17 protein-coding genes are annotated in these 15,978 nt (G+C 66.7%); 6 read left to right on the top strand and 11 right to left on the bottom strand.

Features of this window, described 5'->3' with window-relative positions:
• Positions 1–106: 106 nt before the first annotated feature.
• Positions 107–868: a bifunctional demethylmenaquinone methyltransferase/2-methoxy-6-polyprenyl-1,4-benzoquinol methylase UbiE gene (gene ubiE / locus AC5P8U_RS05320; RefSeq protein WP_005419407.1), complete on the bottom strand. Its 762-nt coding sequence runs from the start codon at positions 866–868 to the stop codon at positions 107–109.
• A gap of 81 nt (positions 869–949) precedes the next feature.
• Between ubiE and AC5P8U_RS05315 the strand changes: the two genes are divergently transcribed.
• The 4 genes from AC5P8U_RS05315 to AC5P8U_RS05300 all read left to right on the top strand — a co-directional run bounded on the left by AC5P8U_RS05315 (position 950) and on the right by AC5P8U_RS05300 (position 2,765).
• On the top strand, positions 950–1,402 hold the full coding sequence (locus tag AC5P8U_RS05315) for a nucleoside deaminase (protein WP_049399252.1): 453 nt from the start codon (positions 950–952) through the stop codon (positions 1,400–1,402).
• A 198-nt stretch (positions 1,403–1,600) separates the two neighbouring features.
• The gene (locus AC5P8U_RS05310; RefSeq protein WP_053497535.1) at positions 1,601–1,861 is read left to right on the top strand and encodes a hypothetical protein; all 261 of its coding nucleotides are present in this window, start codon (positions 1,601–1,603) and stop codon (positions 1,859–1,861) included.
• Positions 1,862–1,936: 75 nt separating this feature from the next.
• Entirely contained in the window at positions 1,937–2,272 is a 336-nt protein-coding gene (locus tag AC5P8U_RS05305) for a hypothetical protein (RefSeq protein ID WP_005411085.1), read from the top strand.
• Between the two features lie 70 nt (positions 2,273–2,342).
• Positions 2,343–2,765 carry a low affinity iron permease family protein gene (locus tag AC5P8U_RS05300; protein ID WP_069139167.1) on the top strand — a complete coding sequence of 141 codons (423 nt, stop codon included), beginning with the start codon at positions 2,343–2,345 and terminating at the stop codon, positions 2,763–2,765.
• Positions 2,766–2,848: 83 nt separating this feature from the next.
• Here AC5P8U_RS05300 and smeF read toward each other — a convergent pair whose 3' ends face one another.
• From smeF to smeD, 3 genes are read right to left on the bottom strand one after another with little or no spacing between them, the layout of a single operon-like run.
• Positions 2,849–4,249, bottom strand: coding sequence for a multidrug efflux RND transporter outer membrane subunit SmeF (smeF, locus tag AC5P8U_RS05295; RefSeq protein WP_143592510.1), 1,401 nt, complete (start codon positions 4,247–4,249; stop codon positions 2,849–2,851).
• A gap of 57 nt (positions 4,250–4,306) precedes the next feature.
• Entirely contained in the window at positions 4,307–7,429 is a 3,123-nt protein-coding gene (gene smeE / locus AC5P8U_RS05290) for a multidrug efflux RND transporter permease subunit SmeE (RefSeq protein ID WP_072167197.1), read from the bottom strand.
• A 12-nt stretch (positions 7,430–7,441) separates the two neighbouring features.
• A complete protein-coding gene (smeD, locus tag AC5P8U_RS05285; protein ID WP_072167198.1) occupies positions 7,442–8,626 on the bottom strand; it encodes a multidrug efflux RND transporter periplasmic adaptor subunit SmeD in 1,185 nt (394 codons plus the stop codon).
• Between the two features lie 207 nt (positions 8,627–8,833).
• On the opposite strand from smeD, the gene smeT reads away from it, so the two are divergent.
• Both smeT and AC5P8U_RS05275 read left to right on the top strand, forming a co-directional pair.
• Positions 8,834–9,493, top strand: a complete 660-nt coding sequence (gene smeT, locus AC5P8U_RS05280; RefSeq protein WP_088496536.1) for an efflux transporter SmeDEF transcriptional repressor SmeT — start codon at positions 8,834–8,836, stop codon at positions 9,491–9,493.
• Positions 9,494–9,538: 45 nt separating this feature from the next.
• Positions 9,539–10,531, top strand: coding sequence for a Gfo/Idh/MocA family protein (locus AC5P8U_RS05275; protein WP_072167200.1), 993 nt, complete (start codon positions 9,539–9,541; stop codon positions 10,529–10,531).
• 96 nt (positions 10,532–10,627) lie between these two features.
• Here AC5P8U_RS05275 and hslU read toward each other — a convergent pair whose 3' ends face one another.
• The 7 genes from hslU to AC5P8U_RS05240 form a co-directional block, all read right to left on the bottom strand.
• Positions 10,628–12,001: an ATP-dependent protease ATPase subunit HslU gene (gene hslU, locus AC5P8U_RS05270; RefSeq protein ID WP_072167201.1), complete on the bottom strand. Its 1,374-nt coding sequence runs from the start codon at positions 11,999–12,001 to the stop codon at positions 10,628–10,630.
• Between the two features lie 94 nt (positions 12,002–12,095).
• Positions 12,096–12,647, bottom strand: coding sequence for an ATP-dependent protease subunit HslV (hslV, locus tag AC5P8U_RS05265; RefSeq protein ID WP_005411093.1), 552 nt, complete (start codon positions 12,645–12,647; stop codon positions 12,096–12,098).
• An 85-nt stretch (positions 12,648–12,732) separates the two neighbouring features.
• The gene (gene xerC / locus AC5P8U_RS05260) at positions 12,733–13,629 is read right to left on the bottom strand and encodes a tyrosine recombinase XerC (protein ID WP_072167202.1); all 897 of its coding nucleotides are present in this window, start codon (positions 13,627–13,629) and stop codon (positions 12,733–12,735) included.
• Positions 13,630–13,645: 16 nt separating this feature from the next.
• Positions 13,646–14,320, bottom strand: coding sequence for a DUF484 family protein (locus AC5P8U_RS05255; protein ID WP_005419445.1), 675 nt, complete (start codon positions 14,318–14,320; stop codon positions 13,646–13,648).
• Positions 14,317–15,168, bottom strand: coding sequence for a diaminopimelate epimerase (dapF, locus tag AC5P8U_RS05250; RefSeq protein ID WP_088496538.1), 852 nt, complete (start codon positions 15,166–15,168; stop codon positions 14,317–14,319). Before dapF ends, AC5P8U_RS05255 begins: the two co-directional genes overlap by 4 nt.
• A complete protein-coding gene (lptM, locus tag AC5P8U_RS05245; RefSeq protein ID WP_088496539.1) occupies positions 15,161–15,433 on the bottom strand; it encodes an LPS translocon maturation chaperone LptM in 273 nt (90 codons plus the stop codon). Before lptM ends, dapF begins: the two co-directional genes overlap by 8 nt.
• 82 nt (positions 15,434–15,515) lie before the next feature.
• A complete protein-coding gene (locus AC5P8U_RS05240; protein ID WP_072167205.1) occupies positions 15,516–15,941 on the bottom strand; it encodes a YbaN family protein in 426 nt (141 codons plus the stop codon).
• Positions 15,942–15,978: the final 37 nt, after the last annotated feature.

Raw genomic sequence — 15,978 nt, 5'->3', positions numbered from 1 at the left:
TGGCAGGCACAGCGCCGGTAGTGCCGGCCGCTGGCCGGCAACCCCGTCGCCCGGTGGTTGCCCGCGCAGGTGCCGGCCAGCGGCCGGCACTACCGGAACACCGGGCTTACAGCTTGTAGCCGGAATGGATCGACACGATGCCGCCGGTCAGGTTCTTGTAGTGGCAGCGCTCGAAGCCGGCCTGCCCCATCATCGCCTTCAGTTCGTCCTGCGGCGGATGCTTGCGGATGCTCTCGGCCAGATACTGGTAGCTGTCCGAATCGTTGGCGAACAACTTGCCCAACCTGGGCAGGATCTTGAACGAGTGGAAGTCGTAGATCGGCTTGAACCAGTCCGCAGTGACCTCGGAGAACTCCAGCACGCGGGCCTGGCCGCCCACCTTCAGCACGCGGTACATCTCGCGCAGGCCGGCGTCCTTGTCGGTCACGTTGCGCAGGCCGAAGGCAATGGTGACCAGGTCGAAGCTGTTGTCCGGGAACGGCAGGGCTTCGGCGTTGCACTGCACGTAGTCCAGGCCAAGCACCAGGCCGCGGTTGGTCAGGCGGTCCCGGCCGACCGACAGCATGCCGGCGTTGATGTCGCCCAGCACCACCGAGCCCTCGGCGCCGACGCGTTCCTTCAGCAGGGCGGCGATGTCGCCGGTGCCGCCGGCCAGATCGAGCACGCGGTCGCCCGGCTTCACCTGCGCGGTCGCGACGTAGTAGCGCTTCCACGCCCGGTGCACGCCCAGGCTCATCAGGTCGTTCATCAGGTCGTAGTTGCGCGCGACCGAGGTGAACACCTGGCCGACCAGCTTCTGCTTGTCCTTGGCGGCGACGTCGCGGAACCCGAAATGGGTGGTACCGGCTTTGTAGGGGGATTCGCTCATGGCCCCGATTATCGCACCGCCGGGGGCGAGCGGCACCCCCTGCCCGTATGATGGCGGGCCACGACTGACCGGAGCCCCCGCATGATCACCACGCCCGACTACCAGGCCCTGCTGCAGACCGCCATCGCCGAAGCCCGCCAGGGCCTGGCCGAGGGCGGCGTGCCGATCGGCGCGGCGCTGTACCACAACGACGGCCGCCTGCTCGGCTGCGGCCACAACCGCCGCGTGCAGGAAGGCGACCCGTCGGTGCACGGCGAAACCGACGCCTTCCGCAAGGCCGGCCGCCAGCGCCGCTACCAGGACACCATCATGGTCACCACCCTGGCGCCGTGCTGGTACTGCTCGGGCCTGGTGCGCCAGTTCAACATCGGCACCGTGGTGGTGGGCGAATCGCGCACGTTCCAGGGCGGCATCGACTGGCTGCGCGAGAACGGCGTCAACGTGATCGACCTCGACAACCAGGAATGCGTTGACCTGCTGGGTGGCTTCATTGCGCAGCATCCGGAGATCTGGAACGAAGACATCGGTGAATAAGCACCGTGCAACGTGTCATTGAACCCGTTTAATGAACGCTTCAGCGCGGGCACGCTCTAGTGCCTGCAGCGTTTGCGGCCGATGCCGTGAACCCGTGCACAGTCAGCTGCGCTGCGTGCATACACTGCGGTAACACCCCATCCGGCCGAGGCGCCTAGGGTGGGGTTACCGGGGTCCCTTTCCCCGGCGGAGCCAGCCATGTGCGCGCATGCCGTACGTCCCCCGCCCGACCCGATCCTCGATGCCATCCGCGAGCGCCTGCAGCAGCAGTACGCGCTGCACCAGCGTGGCGCCAGGTTCTGGACCGCCTACCAGGGCCTGCAGCTGGAACTGGTGCGCGACCATCCGCTCGATCAGGAGCGCCTGTGCAATGCGATGGCCGACATGGCCGAGGACCTCGGTGCGGTCGAGCATGCGCAATTGATCGGCAATCGCCACGCCGGCTCCACATCCCGCTGACGCGGCATGCACCGCCACATACGCCACACTCCGATGAACCCCCACTCCCTTTCCACTCAACCGAACTGGATTGTCATGCACGCTGAAGTCCCCACCATTCCTCCGGTCATCAACGTAGACGCCGAGCTTGACCACTGGCGCCGCCAGCATGCCGAAGGCGCACTGCCGCACAACTCGTTCGGCTCGTACGTGCCGTGGATCAAGTTCGCCTGTGATTCGCTGATCACCCAGCCGCGCGCCAGCGAGGCCGAACGTGACGAGATGTTCCAGACCCAGTATGCCTTGCAGATCATGCCGCGGCTGAGCGAAGCCCAGGCCCGTGAGTTCGTCGACCGTTGCTGGCAGCACGTCTACCAGAGCAGCCCGGTGCGCAGCCTGCAGGCGCCACGACTGCAGCGCATGCGCGCCTGACCGGCGCTGCACGGCGCCTGCACGGGTCACTGCCGATCATCCTCGTCACCTGAGTGGGAACACGACGACGATGAAAGCGCGCAACCTGTTCAATACGATCGCCAAGAAGGCCGCGACAGCCACTGGCTCACCGTGGACCTTCCTGGCTGCGGTAGGGATCGTGGTGATCTGGGGCATCAGTGGTCCGGTGTTCGGTTTCAACGACACCTGGCAGCTGGTGATCAATACCGGCACCACCATCATCACCTTCCTGATGGTGTTCCTGATCCAGCACACGCAGAACGCGGACACCGCCGCGATGCAGATCAAGCTGGACGAGCTGATCCGGGCGACGGCCGAAGCCAACAACGAACTGCTGGATCTGGAAGAACTGGACGAAGCGCGCCTGGAAGAGATCCGTGCCGAGTACGAGCAGATGGCCCGCGAAGCAGGCGATGCGCTGGCGCGCGTCCGCGCCTGCCATGCGGCGCGGCGCGACGATGAAGCGGTGTAGCAGGCCCCGGAATGACAATGCCGGCCAGCGGCCGGCACTGCCATCGATCATCCAGGTAGAGCCGGCCGCCGGCAGGCCTTCCCTCAGCCGCGCTCGTGCCAGCCGCCGCCCAGTACCTTGTACAGAGTGATGCGGTTGGCCTGCTGGGCCAACTGCGCCTGCAACTGGGTCTGCTGCGCGTTGTAGGCAGTACGTCGTGCGTCCAGCAGGGTCACGAAGCTGTCCAGGCCGGCGTCGTAACGTGCCTGCGACAGGCGGTTGGCCTGTTCGGCCGCTTCCACCAGGCGCTGCTGTGAACTCACCTGTTCATCCAGGCTGACATTCAACGCCAGCGCATCGGCGGTTTCGCGGAAGCCCACCTGGATCGACTTCTCGTACTGCGCCAGTGCGATATCACGATCAGCGTTGGCGACGGCCAGGTTGGCGCGCAGCTTGCCGCCCTGGAAGATCGGCAGGGTGATCTTCGGCAGGAAACTCCATACGCGAGTGCCGCTGTCGAACAGACTGGACAATTCGCTGGAGCCACTGCCAATGCTGCCGGTCAGCGAGATGCTCGGGAAGAACGCGGCACGTGCCGCGCCGATGTTGGCATTGGCGGCCAGCAGCTGGTGTTCGGCGGCCATGATGTCCGGGCGCTGCAGCAGCACATCGCTGGGCAGGCCGGCCGGCGGAGGCGCCAGTGCCAGCAACTGCGGTTCGATGCCGTCCGGCAGCAGCGCCGGATCCAACTGGCCACCGGCCAGCAGCGCCAGCGCGTTGCGGTCCTGGGCCAGCTGGCCACGCAGGCGCGCGGCATCAGTGCGCGCGGTCTCGACCAGCGTGCGGGTCTGGGTCAGTTCCAGTGCCGAACTGCCACCACGCTCGTGGCGGGCCTCGGCCAAGCGCAACGAATCCTCGTAGGTCTTCAGCGTGGCATCGGCGATCTTCAGACGCTGGGCATCGGCACCGTAGGTCAGCCACGCCGTCGCTGTCTCGGCCACCAGGCTCAGCTGCGCGTTGCGACGATTGGCAGCTACGGCAAAGTACTGCTGCAGTGCCGCTTCGCTGAGGTTGCGCACGCGGCCGAACAGGTCCAGCTCGAACTCGGCCACGCCGACACCGGCGGTGAACTGCTCGGTGACGCCAGCGTCGGTGCCCTGGCGCTGCATCTGGCCGGTGACGGCCACGCCGGGCACGCGGTCGGCACGCTGTACGCGGTACTGGCCGCGCGCGCGTTCAACGTTGAGCACGGCCACGCGCAGGTCGCGGTTGTTCTGCAGCGACTGCTCGATCACTTGCTGCAGGCGCGCATCGGTGAAGAAATCGCGCCAGCCGACGGCGGCGACATCAGCCACCTGGCCCTGTACAGCCTCGGCCGGCCACTGCGCCGGAATTGCCGGAGCGACGGCGGTGTTCTTCGGCACCAGAGTGGAGCAGCCGGCCAGCACGAGCGCGGCGGCAATGGAAAGGAACAGGGATGCACTTTTCATGGGAATGACTTCCATCGGTACTGCCGTATGGCAGGAGGCAGTGCCGGCCAGCGGCCGGCACTGCCGTTTCGATCACGTCGTGGATTTGCGCTTGAACACGCGCTGCACCACCACGAAGAACAGCGGTACGAAGAACACGCCGAGCACGGTGCCGACGATCATGCCGCCGAGCACGCCGGTGCCGATCGCCTGCTTGGCACCGGAGCCGGCACCGGTGGAGATCGCCAGCGGTACCACGCCCATGCCGAAGGCCAGCGAGGTCATCACGATCGGGCGCAGGCGGTCGCGCACGGCGTGCATGATCGCGTCGACCAGGCTGGCGCCCTTCTCCAGGTTTTCCTTGGCGAACTCGACGATCAGGATCGCGTTCTTGCTGGTCAGGCCCACCGTGGTCAGCATCGCCACCTGGAAATAGATGTCGCGCTCCAGGCCCTTGAAGGTATTGGCCAGCACTGCGCCGAGGATACCCAGCGGGGCCGCCAGCAGCACCGCCGTCGGCACGCTCCAGCTTTCGTACATCGCGGCCAGGCACAGGAACACGATCATCAGCGACAGCGTGTACAGCAACGGCGTCTGCGAGCCCGCCTGGCGTTCCTGGTAGGACATCGCCGTCCACTCGATGCCGAAGCCCGCAGGCAGCTGCTTGGCCAGTTGCTCGATCTCGGCCATGGCATCGCCGGAGGCAACACCCGGGGCCGGTTCGCCCTGGATCTCCATCGCCGACACACCGTTGTAGCGCTCCAGGCGCGGCGAACCGTAATCCCAGTGCTTGGTGGCGAACGCGCTGAACGGCACCATCTCGCCCTTGTCGTTCTTCACGGACCAGAGGTCGAAGTCCTCCGGGACCATGCGGAACGGCTGGTCGGCCTGCACGAACACGCGCTTGACGCGGCCACGATCGACGAAGTCGTCGATGTACGAGCTGCCCCACGCAGCGGCCAGCGTGCCGTTGATCTGGTCGATCGACAGCCCCAGCGAGGTCGCCTTGGCCGCGTCGATGTCGATGCGGAACTGCGGCGTGTCCTCCTGGCCGTTCGGGCGCACGTTGGCCAGCTTCTTGCTGCCGGCGGCCAGGCCGAGCAGCTGGTTGCGTGCGGCCACCAGTGCCTCGTGGCCCTGGCCGCTGTTGTCCTTCAGGAAGAAGGTATAGCCCGAGGCGGTACCCAGTTCCGGAATGGCCGGCGGCGGGAAGGCGAAGATGAAGGCATCCTTGATCTGGCCCAGGGCTGCCATCGCACGACCGGTGATCGGCATCACGCCATTGTTGGCGTCACGCTCGCTCCAGTCCTTCAGCTTGACGAACGCCATGCCGGCGTTCTGGCCCATGCCGGCGAAGCTGAAGCCCTGCACGGAGAACACCGAATCCACCGCATCCTTCTCGTTCTGCAGGAAGTGGTTCTCCAATGCCGCGATCGATTCCAGCGTGCGCTCCTGGGTGGCGCCGACCGGGGCCTGCACCAGCGCCATCAGCACGCCCTGGTCTTCGTTGGGCAGGAACGAGCTGGGCAGGCGCACGAACAGCACGCCCATCAGCACGAACAGTGCCGCCACGATGCCCATGAAGCGCCACGGACGATGGATGATGCCGCGCACACCACGCTGGTAACTTTCGCTGGTGCGGTCGAAGCCGCGGTTGAAACCGTTGAAGAAGCGACCGGCCAGGCCGCGGTGGGCAACATGATGCTCGCCCTTCTTCAACGGCTTGAGCATGGTCGCGCACAGTGCCGGCGTCAGCACGATCGCCACCAGTACCGACAACGCCATTGCAGAGACAATCGTGGCCGAGAACTGCCGGTAGATCACGCCGGTGGATCCGCTCATGAAGGCCATCGGCACGAACACCGCCGACAGCACCAGGCCGATACCCACCAGCGCACCGGTGATCTGGCCCATCGACTTGCGGGTCGCTTCAAGCGGCGACAGTCCTTCCTCGGACATGATGCGCTCGACGTTCTCCACCACCACGATGGCGTCGTCCACCAGCAGGCCGATCGCCAGCACCATCGCGAACATGGTCAGCATGTTCACCGAAAAGCCCAGCATCGCCAGCACGCCGAAGGTACCCAGCAGCACCACCGGCACGGCGATGGTCGGGATCAGGGTGGCGCGGAAGTTCTGCAGGAACAGGTACATCACCACGAACACCAGCACGATCGCTTCGAGCAGGGTCTGCACCACGCCCTTGATCGACACGCGCACGAAGGGGGTGGTGTCGTACGGGATCTCGGCCTTCAATCCGGCCGGGAAGAAGCTCTTCATGTCGTCCAGCGCAGCATCCACGCCGGCAGCGGTATCCAGCGCATTGGCGCCGGTGGCCAGGGTGACCGCCAGGCCGCTGGCCGGCTGGCCGTTGTAGCGGGTGACGAAGTCGTAGGACTCGGCACCCAGTTCGACGCGGGCGACATCACCCAGGCGCAGCTCGGCACCGTCCTGCGCGCCGCGCACGATGATGTTGCGGAACTGTTCCGGGGTCTGCAGGCGCGACTGCGCGTTGATGGTGGCGTTGAGCTGCTGGCCCTTCACCGACGGCGCACCGCCGAGCTGGCCGATCGCCACCTGGGCATTCTGCGCCTTGATCGCCGCAGTCACTTCCGCGACGGACAGGCCATAGGTATGCAGCTTGTTCGGGTCCAGCCAGATGCGCATGGCGTACTTGCCACCGAATACCTGGATGTTGCCCACGCCCGGCACGCGGCTGAGGCGGTCGACGACATTGGAACCGACGTAGTCGGCGATGTCGTTGGCGTCCATGCTGCCGTTCTCGGACACGAACGCGATGACGTTCAGGAAGCCCGAGCTGGACTTGGCCACGTTGATGCCCTGCCGCTGCACTTCCTGCGGCAGCAGCGGCATGGCCAGCTGCAGCTTGTTCTGCACCTGCACCTGGGCGATGTCCGGGTTGGTGCCGCTCTCGAAGGTCAGGGTGATGGTGGCCTGGCCGTTGGACGAGCTGTTGGAGGAGAAGTAGATCAGGCCATCAAGGCCCTTCATGTTCTGCTCGATGATCTGCGTCACCGAGTCTTCGACCACCTTGGCCGATGCACCCGGGTAGGTGGCGCTGATTTCCACCGCCGGCGGCGCGACGTTGGGGTACATCGAGACCGGCAGCTTGAACAGGGCCAGGCCGCCGGCGAGCATGATGATGATGGCGATCACCCACGCGAAGATGGGTCGATCGATGAAAAAGCGTGCCATGGGGTTCTCCGCTTACTTCGCGTCGCCGGCCGGGGCGGCAGGCTGGGCGGCGGCCGCCGGCTTGGCCGGTACGTCGCCCTTTTCGGTGGCCTTGACCGGCATGCCGGGGCCGATCTTCTGCAGGCCTTCCACGATGACCTTGTCACCGGCCTTCAGGCCGTCCTCGACCAGCCACTTGTCGCCAACCGTGCGGCTGACCTTGACCGGGCGTACTTCGACCTTGTTGTCCTTGCCGACCACCATCGCCGTGGTATCACCCTTCGGATCGCGGGCGATGCCCTGCATCGGCACCAGCACGGCATCACTGCGCACGCCGCCGCCGATCACCGCACGCACGTACATGCCCGGCATCAGCAGGCCGTCCGGGTTGTCCACCTTCACGCGCAGGCCGAAGCTGCCGGTGGTCGGATCGACGCTGACTTCGGAGAACTCCAGCGTGCCCTTGTGCTCGAAGGTGCTGCCGTCTTCCATCAGGATGCTGACCGGCAGGGTCTGGTTGTCCTGCAGGCGGCCGGCGGCCAGTTCGCGGCGCAGCTGCAGCAGCTCGGCCGAGGACTGGGTCAGGTCGACATAGATCGGATCCAGCTGCTGCACCGTAGCCAGTGCATTGGCCTGGCCGGCGCTGACCAGCGCACCCTGGGTGACGCTGGACTTGCCGATGCGGCCGCTGATCGGCGCGGTGATGCGGGCGTAGCCCAGGGTGACGTTGGCTGCGTCCAGCGATGCCTTCGCGGCACCGACATCCGCCTCGGCCTGCTTCTGCGCGGCCACGGCATTTTCCAGGTCCTGCTGGCTGACCGCATCGACCTTGGCCAGCTCGGTGATGCGCTTGGCGCTCAGCCGGGCGGCGTTGGCGGTGGCCTCGGCGCGGGCCAGCTGGGCACGGGCACTGTTGGCCTGGGCGCGGTAGCTGGCGTCCTCGATCTGGTACAGCGCCTCGCCGGCCTTGACCATGCCACCTTCGGAGAACAGGCGCTTGGCGACGATGCCACTGACCTGCGGCCGCACTTCGGCGACCAGGAAGGCGTTGGTACGGCCCGGCAGTTCGCGGGTCAGGCCCACGGTCTCGGACTTCAGCGTGACCACAGTGACGTCACCCGGGCCCTGCTCGGGGGCCTGGGGTTGGCCGCCGCAGGCAGCCACGGTCGCGGCGATCGCCAGCGACAGCGCAAAGGGTCGGATTCGGCTCAGCAACATGACAGAAAGGCTCTTAGGGGAAGGAATCTCAAATCGCGCTGATACAGGCCGAAAGCGCCAGCAGGCAACGCTCACCAGCGGGGAGTGGAAGCCGGACCGGCCTGCCACGCACACGACGGGAATGATGGGAGCGAAATATACATACATGATTGTTTGTTTGTAAACCGGTACAATTCAGCCACGTTTCACCCGCACTCGTACCCATCCATGGCCCGCAAGACCAAAGAGGACACCCAGGCAACCCGGGAAGGCATCCTTGACGCCGCCGAAGCCTGCTTCCATGAACACGGCGTGGCCCGTACCACGCTGGAGATGATCGGTGCCCGCGCCGGCTATACCCGCGGTGCGGTCTACTGGCACTTCAAGAACAAGAGCGAGGTGCTGGCCGCGATCGTCGAGCGCGTGCATCTGCCTTTCATGCAGGAGCTGGAGCGCACCTCGACCGACCAGCGCGACACGCCGGTGCACGACCTGCGCGCGGTGATGATCCACTCGTTCATCGAACTGTCCGAGGACGAGCGCCTGCGCAAGACCATGGAGATCATGCTGCGCAGCGATGCGTCGGCTGATACCCGGGTGCTGACCGAACTGCAGCAGGCCGGTTTCCGCGATGGACTGGACCGGATGGAACGTGCCCTGCGCCGGGCAAAGGACCTGGGCCAGCTGCGCGAGGGTGCAGACCCGAAGATCGCCGCACGCATGCTGCATGCCACCGTGCTGGGCGTACTGCACGGTGCGATGGTCGAACCGGAACTGATGGACCTCAAGCGCGATGGCATGCTCGCACTGGACATGACCCTGGCCGCCTACGTGAAGGACGGCGTGTTCGTTCCCGGCACCGTGCCCGAGCCGCTGCCCGAGGCATGAGCGGGGTCGCTGCCGCCACCGCAGCCCCACTGTGAGGACAGACCCATGATCCTGGACAACGTGGTGTGGGGCTTCATCGGCTGCGGCAGCGTCACCGAGAAGAAGAGCGGCCCCGCCCTGGCCAGCACACCCGGCTCACGGGTGGCGGCGGTCATGCGCCGCAATGCCGCATTGGCCGAAGACTATGCGCGGCGCCACGCGGTGCCACGCTGGTACACGGATGCCGACGCGCTGATCGGCGATCCGGACGTGAACGCTGTGTACGTTGCAACACCGCCCTCCACGCACATGCAGTACGCATTGCAGGCGATTGCGGCGGGCAAGCCGGTCTATATCGAGAAACCCATGGCCCTGGACCTCGCCGAATGCGAGCGCATCCTGGAAGCCAGTGCACGCCGTGGCGTGCCCGTGTTCGTCGCCTACTACCGCCGCGCCCTGCCCCGATTCGCGCAGGTGAAGCAGCTGCTGGACAGCGGCGCGATCGGTACACCGCGCAGCGTTCGCGCCACCCTGCATCGGCCGCATTCGGTGAATGCCGCATCGCCGGACTTCTGGCGGACCAATCCCGCGATCTCCGGCGGCGGGCTGTTCGTCGATCTGGGCTCGCACACCCTGGACCTGCTCGATCATCTACTGGGGCCGCTGAGCGATGTGCGCGGCCTGGCCAGTTCATTGGCCGGCGCTTACGCCGCCGAGGACAGCGTCTCGATGTGCTTCCGCATCGGGCCAGGCGTGCATGGCATCGCGCAATGGAGCTTCTGCGCGTTCCGCCGCCAGGATGAGATCGAGATCACCGGCGACCGCGGCCAGCTGCGTTTTGCCACCTTCGAGGATGTACCGGTGGTGCTGGAGACCGAAGCCGGTGTGCAGACGTTCGACATCCCCAACCCGTCGTCGATCCAGCAACCGTTGATCGCGCATCTGGTGGACGAGCTGCGCGGCAGCGGCCGTTCGCCCTCGACCGGCATCAGTGCTGCCCGCACCAGCGCGGTGATCGACCAGGTACTGCAGGACTACCGCGCCCGGCAATCGTGCTGAGCGCCAACGCAAAAGGCCGCCCTGCGGCGGCCTTTTCTGTTGCAGCGGATGGAGTCAGGGCCCTCGCCGTGGCGAGGGATCCGGCCGGATCGGGCGTTACAGGATGTAGCGGCTCAGGTCCGGGTCCTGCACCAGCTCACCCAGGTGTGCATCGACGTAGGCGCTGTCGATGGCCAGGGTTTCGCCATCGCGGTCCGGTGCCTCGTAGCTGAGCGAATCCAGCAGGCGCTCCAGCACCGTATGCAGGCGGCGCGCGCCGATGTTTTCCTGGCGCTCGTTCACCTGGAACGCGATCTCGGCCAGGCGCTCGATGGCATCGGCGGTGAAACTGACCTTGACGCCCTCGGTGGCCAGCAACGCTTCGTACTGCTTGGTCAGCGCAGCCTTCGGCTCGGTCAGGATACGCACGAAATCACCCTTGCTCAGCGCACCCAGTTCCACGCGGATCGGGAAACGGCCCTGCAGCTCCGGAATGAGGTCGCTGGGCTTGGCCAGGTGGAACGCGCCCGACGCGATGAACAGGATGTGGTCCGTCTTGATCGTGCCGTACTTGGTGGACACGTTCGAGCCTTCCACCAGCGGCAGCAGGTCGCGCTGCACGCCTTCGCGGGAGACATCGCCACCGCCCACGTTGTCGCCGCGCTTGGCAACCTTGTCGATCTCGTCGATGAAGACGATGCCGTGCTGCTCGCAGGCCTCGATCGCCGCGGTGCGGATATCGTCTTCGTTGACCAGCTTGCCGGCTTCTTCCTCGATCAGCAGCGGGCGCGCAGCCTTGATGGTCAGCGTGCGCTTGTGCGCCTTCGCGCCGCCGCCGAGATTGGCGAACATCGACTTCAGCTGCTGGCCCATTTCCTCCATGCCCGGCGGGGTCATGATGTCCATGCTGACATTGGCGGCCAGGTCGAGCTCGATCTCGCGCGCGTCCAGCTCGCCGTTGCGCAGCATCTTGCGGAACTTGATGCGGGTCTCGTTGTCCTGCGCCGACGGCTCGTTGCGGGCGGCTTCCGGATCGAAACCGATGCCACCGCTGCGGCGCGGCAGCAGCGCATCGAGGATACGGTCTTCGGCGCGTTCCTCGGCCTGGGTACGCACGCGCACCTTGGCCTGTTCGCGGTACAGCTTGACCGCAGTATCAGCAAGGTCGCGGATGATCTGCTCGACGTCCTTGCCGACGTAGCCCACTTCGGTGAAGCGCGTGGCTTCGACCTTCACGAACGGCGCGTTGGCCAGCGTAGCCAGGCGGCGCGCGATCTCGGTCTTGCCGACGCCGGTCGGACCGATCATCAGGATGTTCTTCGGCATCACTTCATTGCGAAGCTCCGGCGCCAGCTGCATGCGGCGCCAGCGGTTGCGCAGGGCAATGGCCACCGCGCGCTTGGCGTCGTGCTGGCCCACGATATGCCGGTCCAGTTCCTGCACGATCTCGCGCGGGGTCATGGTGGCGGAGGAAACTTCGATCTTCGACATGGATGTGCTCACGGATTCAGATGCATGTAGAGCCGAGCCATGCTCGGCTGACGGGCAGCCCTGCCGAGCATGGCTCGGCACTACAGAAGAGCGGTCACAACTCCTCGACCACCACGTTGCGGTTGGTGTAGATGCAGATGTCGCCGGCGATGCCGATCGCCTCGCTGGCGATGGTGCGTGCATCCAGTTCGGTGTGCGCCATCAACGCGCGCGCGGCCGACAGTGCATAGGAACCACCGGAGCCGATGGCGATGATGCCGTCCTCCGGTTCGATCACATCGCCGGTGCCGCTGATGATCAGCGAGGTTTCCTTGTCAGCCACTGCCAGCAGAGCTTCGAGCTTGCCCAGGCGGCGCTCGGTGCGCCAATCCTTGGCCAGCTCGACCGCGGCGCGCTGCAGCTGGCCGTGCTTTTCCAGCTTGGCCTCGAACAGCTCGAACAGGGTGAAGGCATCGGCGGCGGCACCGGCGAAACCGGCCAGCACCTGGCCGTCGCGGCCAAGGCGGCGCACCTTGCGCGCGTTGCCCTTCATCACGGTGTGGCCCAGCGTGACCTGGCCGTCGCCGGCAATGGCCACGTGCTCGCCGCGACGGACGCAGACGATGGTGGTGGCGTGGAAAACGTTGGGGTTCTGACTGGGGTCCATGATGCCTCCGGGGTGACAGAACCAGAGGTGGGGACTGCGCTGCGCCCTTCAAGCCACCCGCGACCGGCTGACGCAGGGGCAACGTTCAGCTTTCTCCGCTGCCCTCGTTGCTGCGTCGCCGCTTGGCGCGCGGATGCGCGGCGTCGTAGACCTTGGCCAGGTGCTGGAAATCGAGGTGGGTATAGATCTGCGTGGTGGCGATGTCGGCATGGCCCAGCAGCTCCTGCACACCACGCAGGTCGCCGGACGATTCCAGGATGTGGCTGGCGAAACTGTGCCGCAGCATGTGCGGGTGCACCTGCTTGAACAGGCCCTGGCGCTGCGCCAGCTGGCGGATGCGGATCTGCACCGCACGCTGGCTGATTGGCCCGTTGCGACCGGGGAACACCGGCGATGCCGGACCACCGCCACTTTCCGCGCGCCACGCCTGCAGCGCTTCGCGTGCCGGCCGCCCGAACGGCACCCGGCGCTGGCGGTTGCCCTTGCCCAGCACGTTGACCAGCCCGCTGTCGAAATCCAGGTCGCGCCAGGTCAGCGCGCAGACTTCGCTCAGGCGCAGGCCGGAGGAATAGAACAGTTCCAGCAGCGCGCGGTCACGGCGGCCGAGCTCACCTTCCGGCTCCAGTTCGACCAGCTGCACCGCCTCATCGGCGTCAAGGACCTGCGGCAACCGGCGCGGCGCGCGCGGTGCCTTCAGCGTCGCTGCCGGACTGACCTCGATGCGCCCGTGCTTGAGCAGCCAGGCATAGAAGCTGCGGCAGGCCGACAGGCGGCGTTGCAGGCTCTTGGCCGACAGGCCGCGGCGATGCTCGTCGGCGACGAACTGGCGCAACGCATCGGCATCGAGCGCCTCCACCGCTACGCCACGCGGTTCGGCCCAGACCGCTAGCGCGTCCAGGTCGCGGCGGTAGGCGTCAAGCGTATGCGCCGACATCCGCCGCTCCACCTGCAGGTGCTGCAGGAAGGCCTGTACCGCGCTCATCGTCGTCCGGTCCTGCTCAGTCGTGGAAGCGCTTCAGGCCAGTGGCAAGGGCGTCGCCCATCATGCGCAGGAACAGCGTGCCCATGCCCGGGTAGAAGCGGTTCGGGTCGTGGCTGCCGACTGCGATCAGGCCGACGCCCGGCAACGGCAGCAGCGCGGTGGTCTGCACTTCCTCGCTGCGCACGCCGTACAGGACGGCATTCTTTTCCGGCTGCAGGCGGCCGCAGATCGGCTCGCCGTCGTTCAGGCAATCGCGGAACGGGCCCAGTTGCGGATCATCGGCAGCAATCACCTGCAGCCAGTCGGCCTGTTCCAGCCCGGCCACCGGCGCATGCACCACCAGCCGCACCAGGTCGCCGGCGAAGTCTTCCTGCAGCGATGCGGCCATCGCGCGCAGGGTATCGGCCGCGTTGTCCTGCTTCATCAGTGCCAGGGTCAGCTGGTGCGTGCGCACTGCCAGGCGTTCATTGACCTGGGCGGTGGCGCCCAGGTCGGCCAACCGTCGTGCCAGCTCGCGGTTCTTCTCGCGCAGCACTTCCAGCTGGTAGCTGGCCAGCGATGCGGTCGGGCCGTCATCGCGCGGCACCACCAGGGTCAGGGCCAGGTCCGGGAACTGCTTGAGGAAGCCGGGATGTCGCCGCAACCAGGCAGCGACTTCATGAGCCCCGAGCTTGTCGACGGTTTCGGTCATGCCATCCACTCCCCTTCGAAGACGAATGCGGTCGGGCCCGCCATCACCACCGGCTGGCCATCGCCCGGCCACTGGATGCGCAGGTCACCTCCGGGCAGGCTGATGCGCGCATCGCGCTGCAGGCGGCCGCGCTGCATCAGGGTCACGGCGGCGGCGCAGGCACCACTGCCGCAGGCCAGGGTCTCGCCGACACCGCGCTCGAACACGCGCAGGCGGGCGTGCGCCGGGCCCATCACCTGGGCGAAGCCCACGTTCACCGAGCGCGGGAACGACGCGTGCTGCTGCAGCAGCGCACCGACGCGTTCAACCGGAGCGGCATCGATCAGGCCCACTTCGATCACCGCATGCGGGTTGCCCATCGACACCGCAGCAAAGCGGACGCTCTCCCCCTGCAGCGGCAGCAGGTATTCCTCGCGCGGATGGGCGAAGCCCATCAGCGGCACGTTGGCCGGCTCGAACGCGGGCACGCCCATGGTTACCGCGAATTGCCCATCACCGAGCACCTTCACTTCATGGCTGGCCAGCGGGCTGTCGATGACGAACGCATCGCCCTGCGCACTGCCCTCGCGCACCAGCCAGGCCGCGATGCAGCGCGCGCCATTGCCGCACTGCTCGGAATTGGAACCGTCGGCGTTCCAGATGCGGTACGAGGCCACCGAGCCTTCCGCACGCGGCGCCTCGATGGTCAGGATCTGATCGCAGCCGACGCCGGTGTGGCGGTCGGCCAGGCGCGCGGCCAGTTCAGGCGTGGGCGGCGCAGTACCGTCACGCAGGTCGATCACTACGAAATCATTGCCCGCGCCATGCATCTTGCTGAAGCGCAAGGCCCTGGAACCGGCCTTACTCATTCCCGCTGCCCGCCTTCTTCGCTGGCGCGGGTGCCGGCTGGGGGGTCGTTGCAGCCGGGTCGACGGTCGTGGCCGGAGCAACGGCGCCCTGGCCCTCGGCCGGGGTCGCCTCGATGGCGGGCTCGGCGGCCGGTTCGACGGTTTCTTCCACCGGCACCGGCTTCTGCGGCAGTACCAGCGGGCCCTTGTTGCCGCAGGCGGCGAGGAGCAGCAGCGAGGCCGCTGCCAGCGGAATCAGGATGGCGTTTCGATGGGGGATCTTCATGCCCCGAGTATAGCCATTGGCGGCTGAGCGGTTCGTGCAGGGGATCGGGTTGCCGGCCAGCGGCCGGCACTACCGCAGGCGCTCAATCCGCGGGCGGTGGCAACGGCCGCGTCCACAGCCAGATCGCCACCACGGTCATGCTGCCGATCGAGAACCACTTCACCCAGGCGACCGGCACGCACCACAGCATGATGCAGGCGCACACCGCCATGGTGATCGTGGCCATCCACTTGCCGTAGCGGCTGACCGCACCATGTGCCTGCCAGTTGGCGATGGCCGGGCCGAAGCGCGGGTGCTGCAGCAGCCAGGTGTGCAGACGTTCGGACCCACGTGATGCAGCCCACGCCGAGATCAGGATGAATACGGTGGTCGGGAGGCCCGGCACGAAGATGCCGACGATGCCGGTGCCCAGGCTGACGTAGGCCAGCAGCCACCACGCCCAGCGGAAACGCACCACGCGCGGTGGCGTGGCGGTATTGCGGGATGCGGAGGGCTCGGGCAGGCTCATGGCCGCAAGGATAACGGTTCGGGGTGCCCGGCAACGC

This window comes from Stenotrophomonas sp. YJH_SMC_81, assembly GCF_059370875.1.
This window is presented reverse-complemented; position numbering and strand designations above follow the sequence as displayed.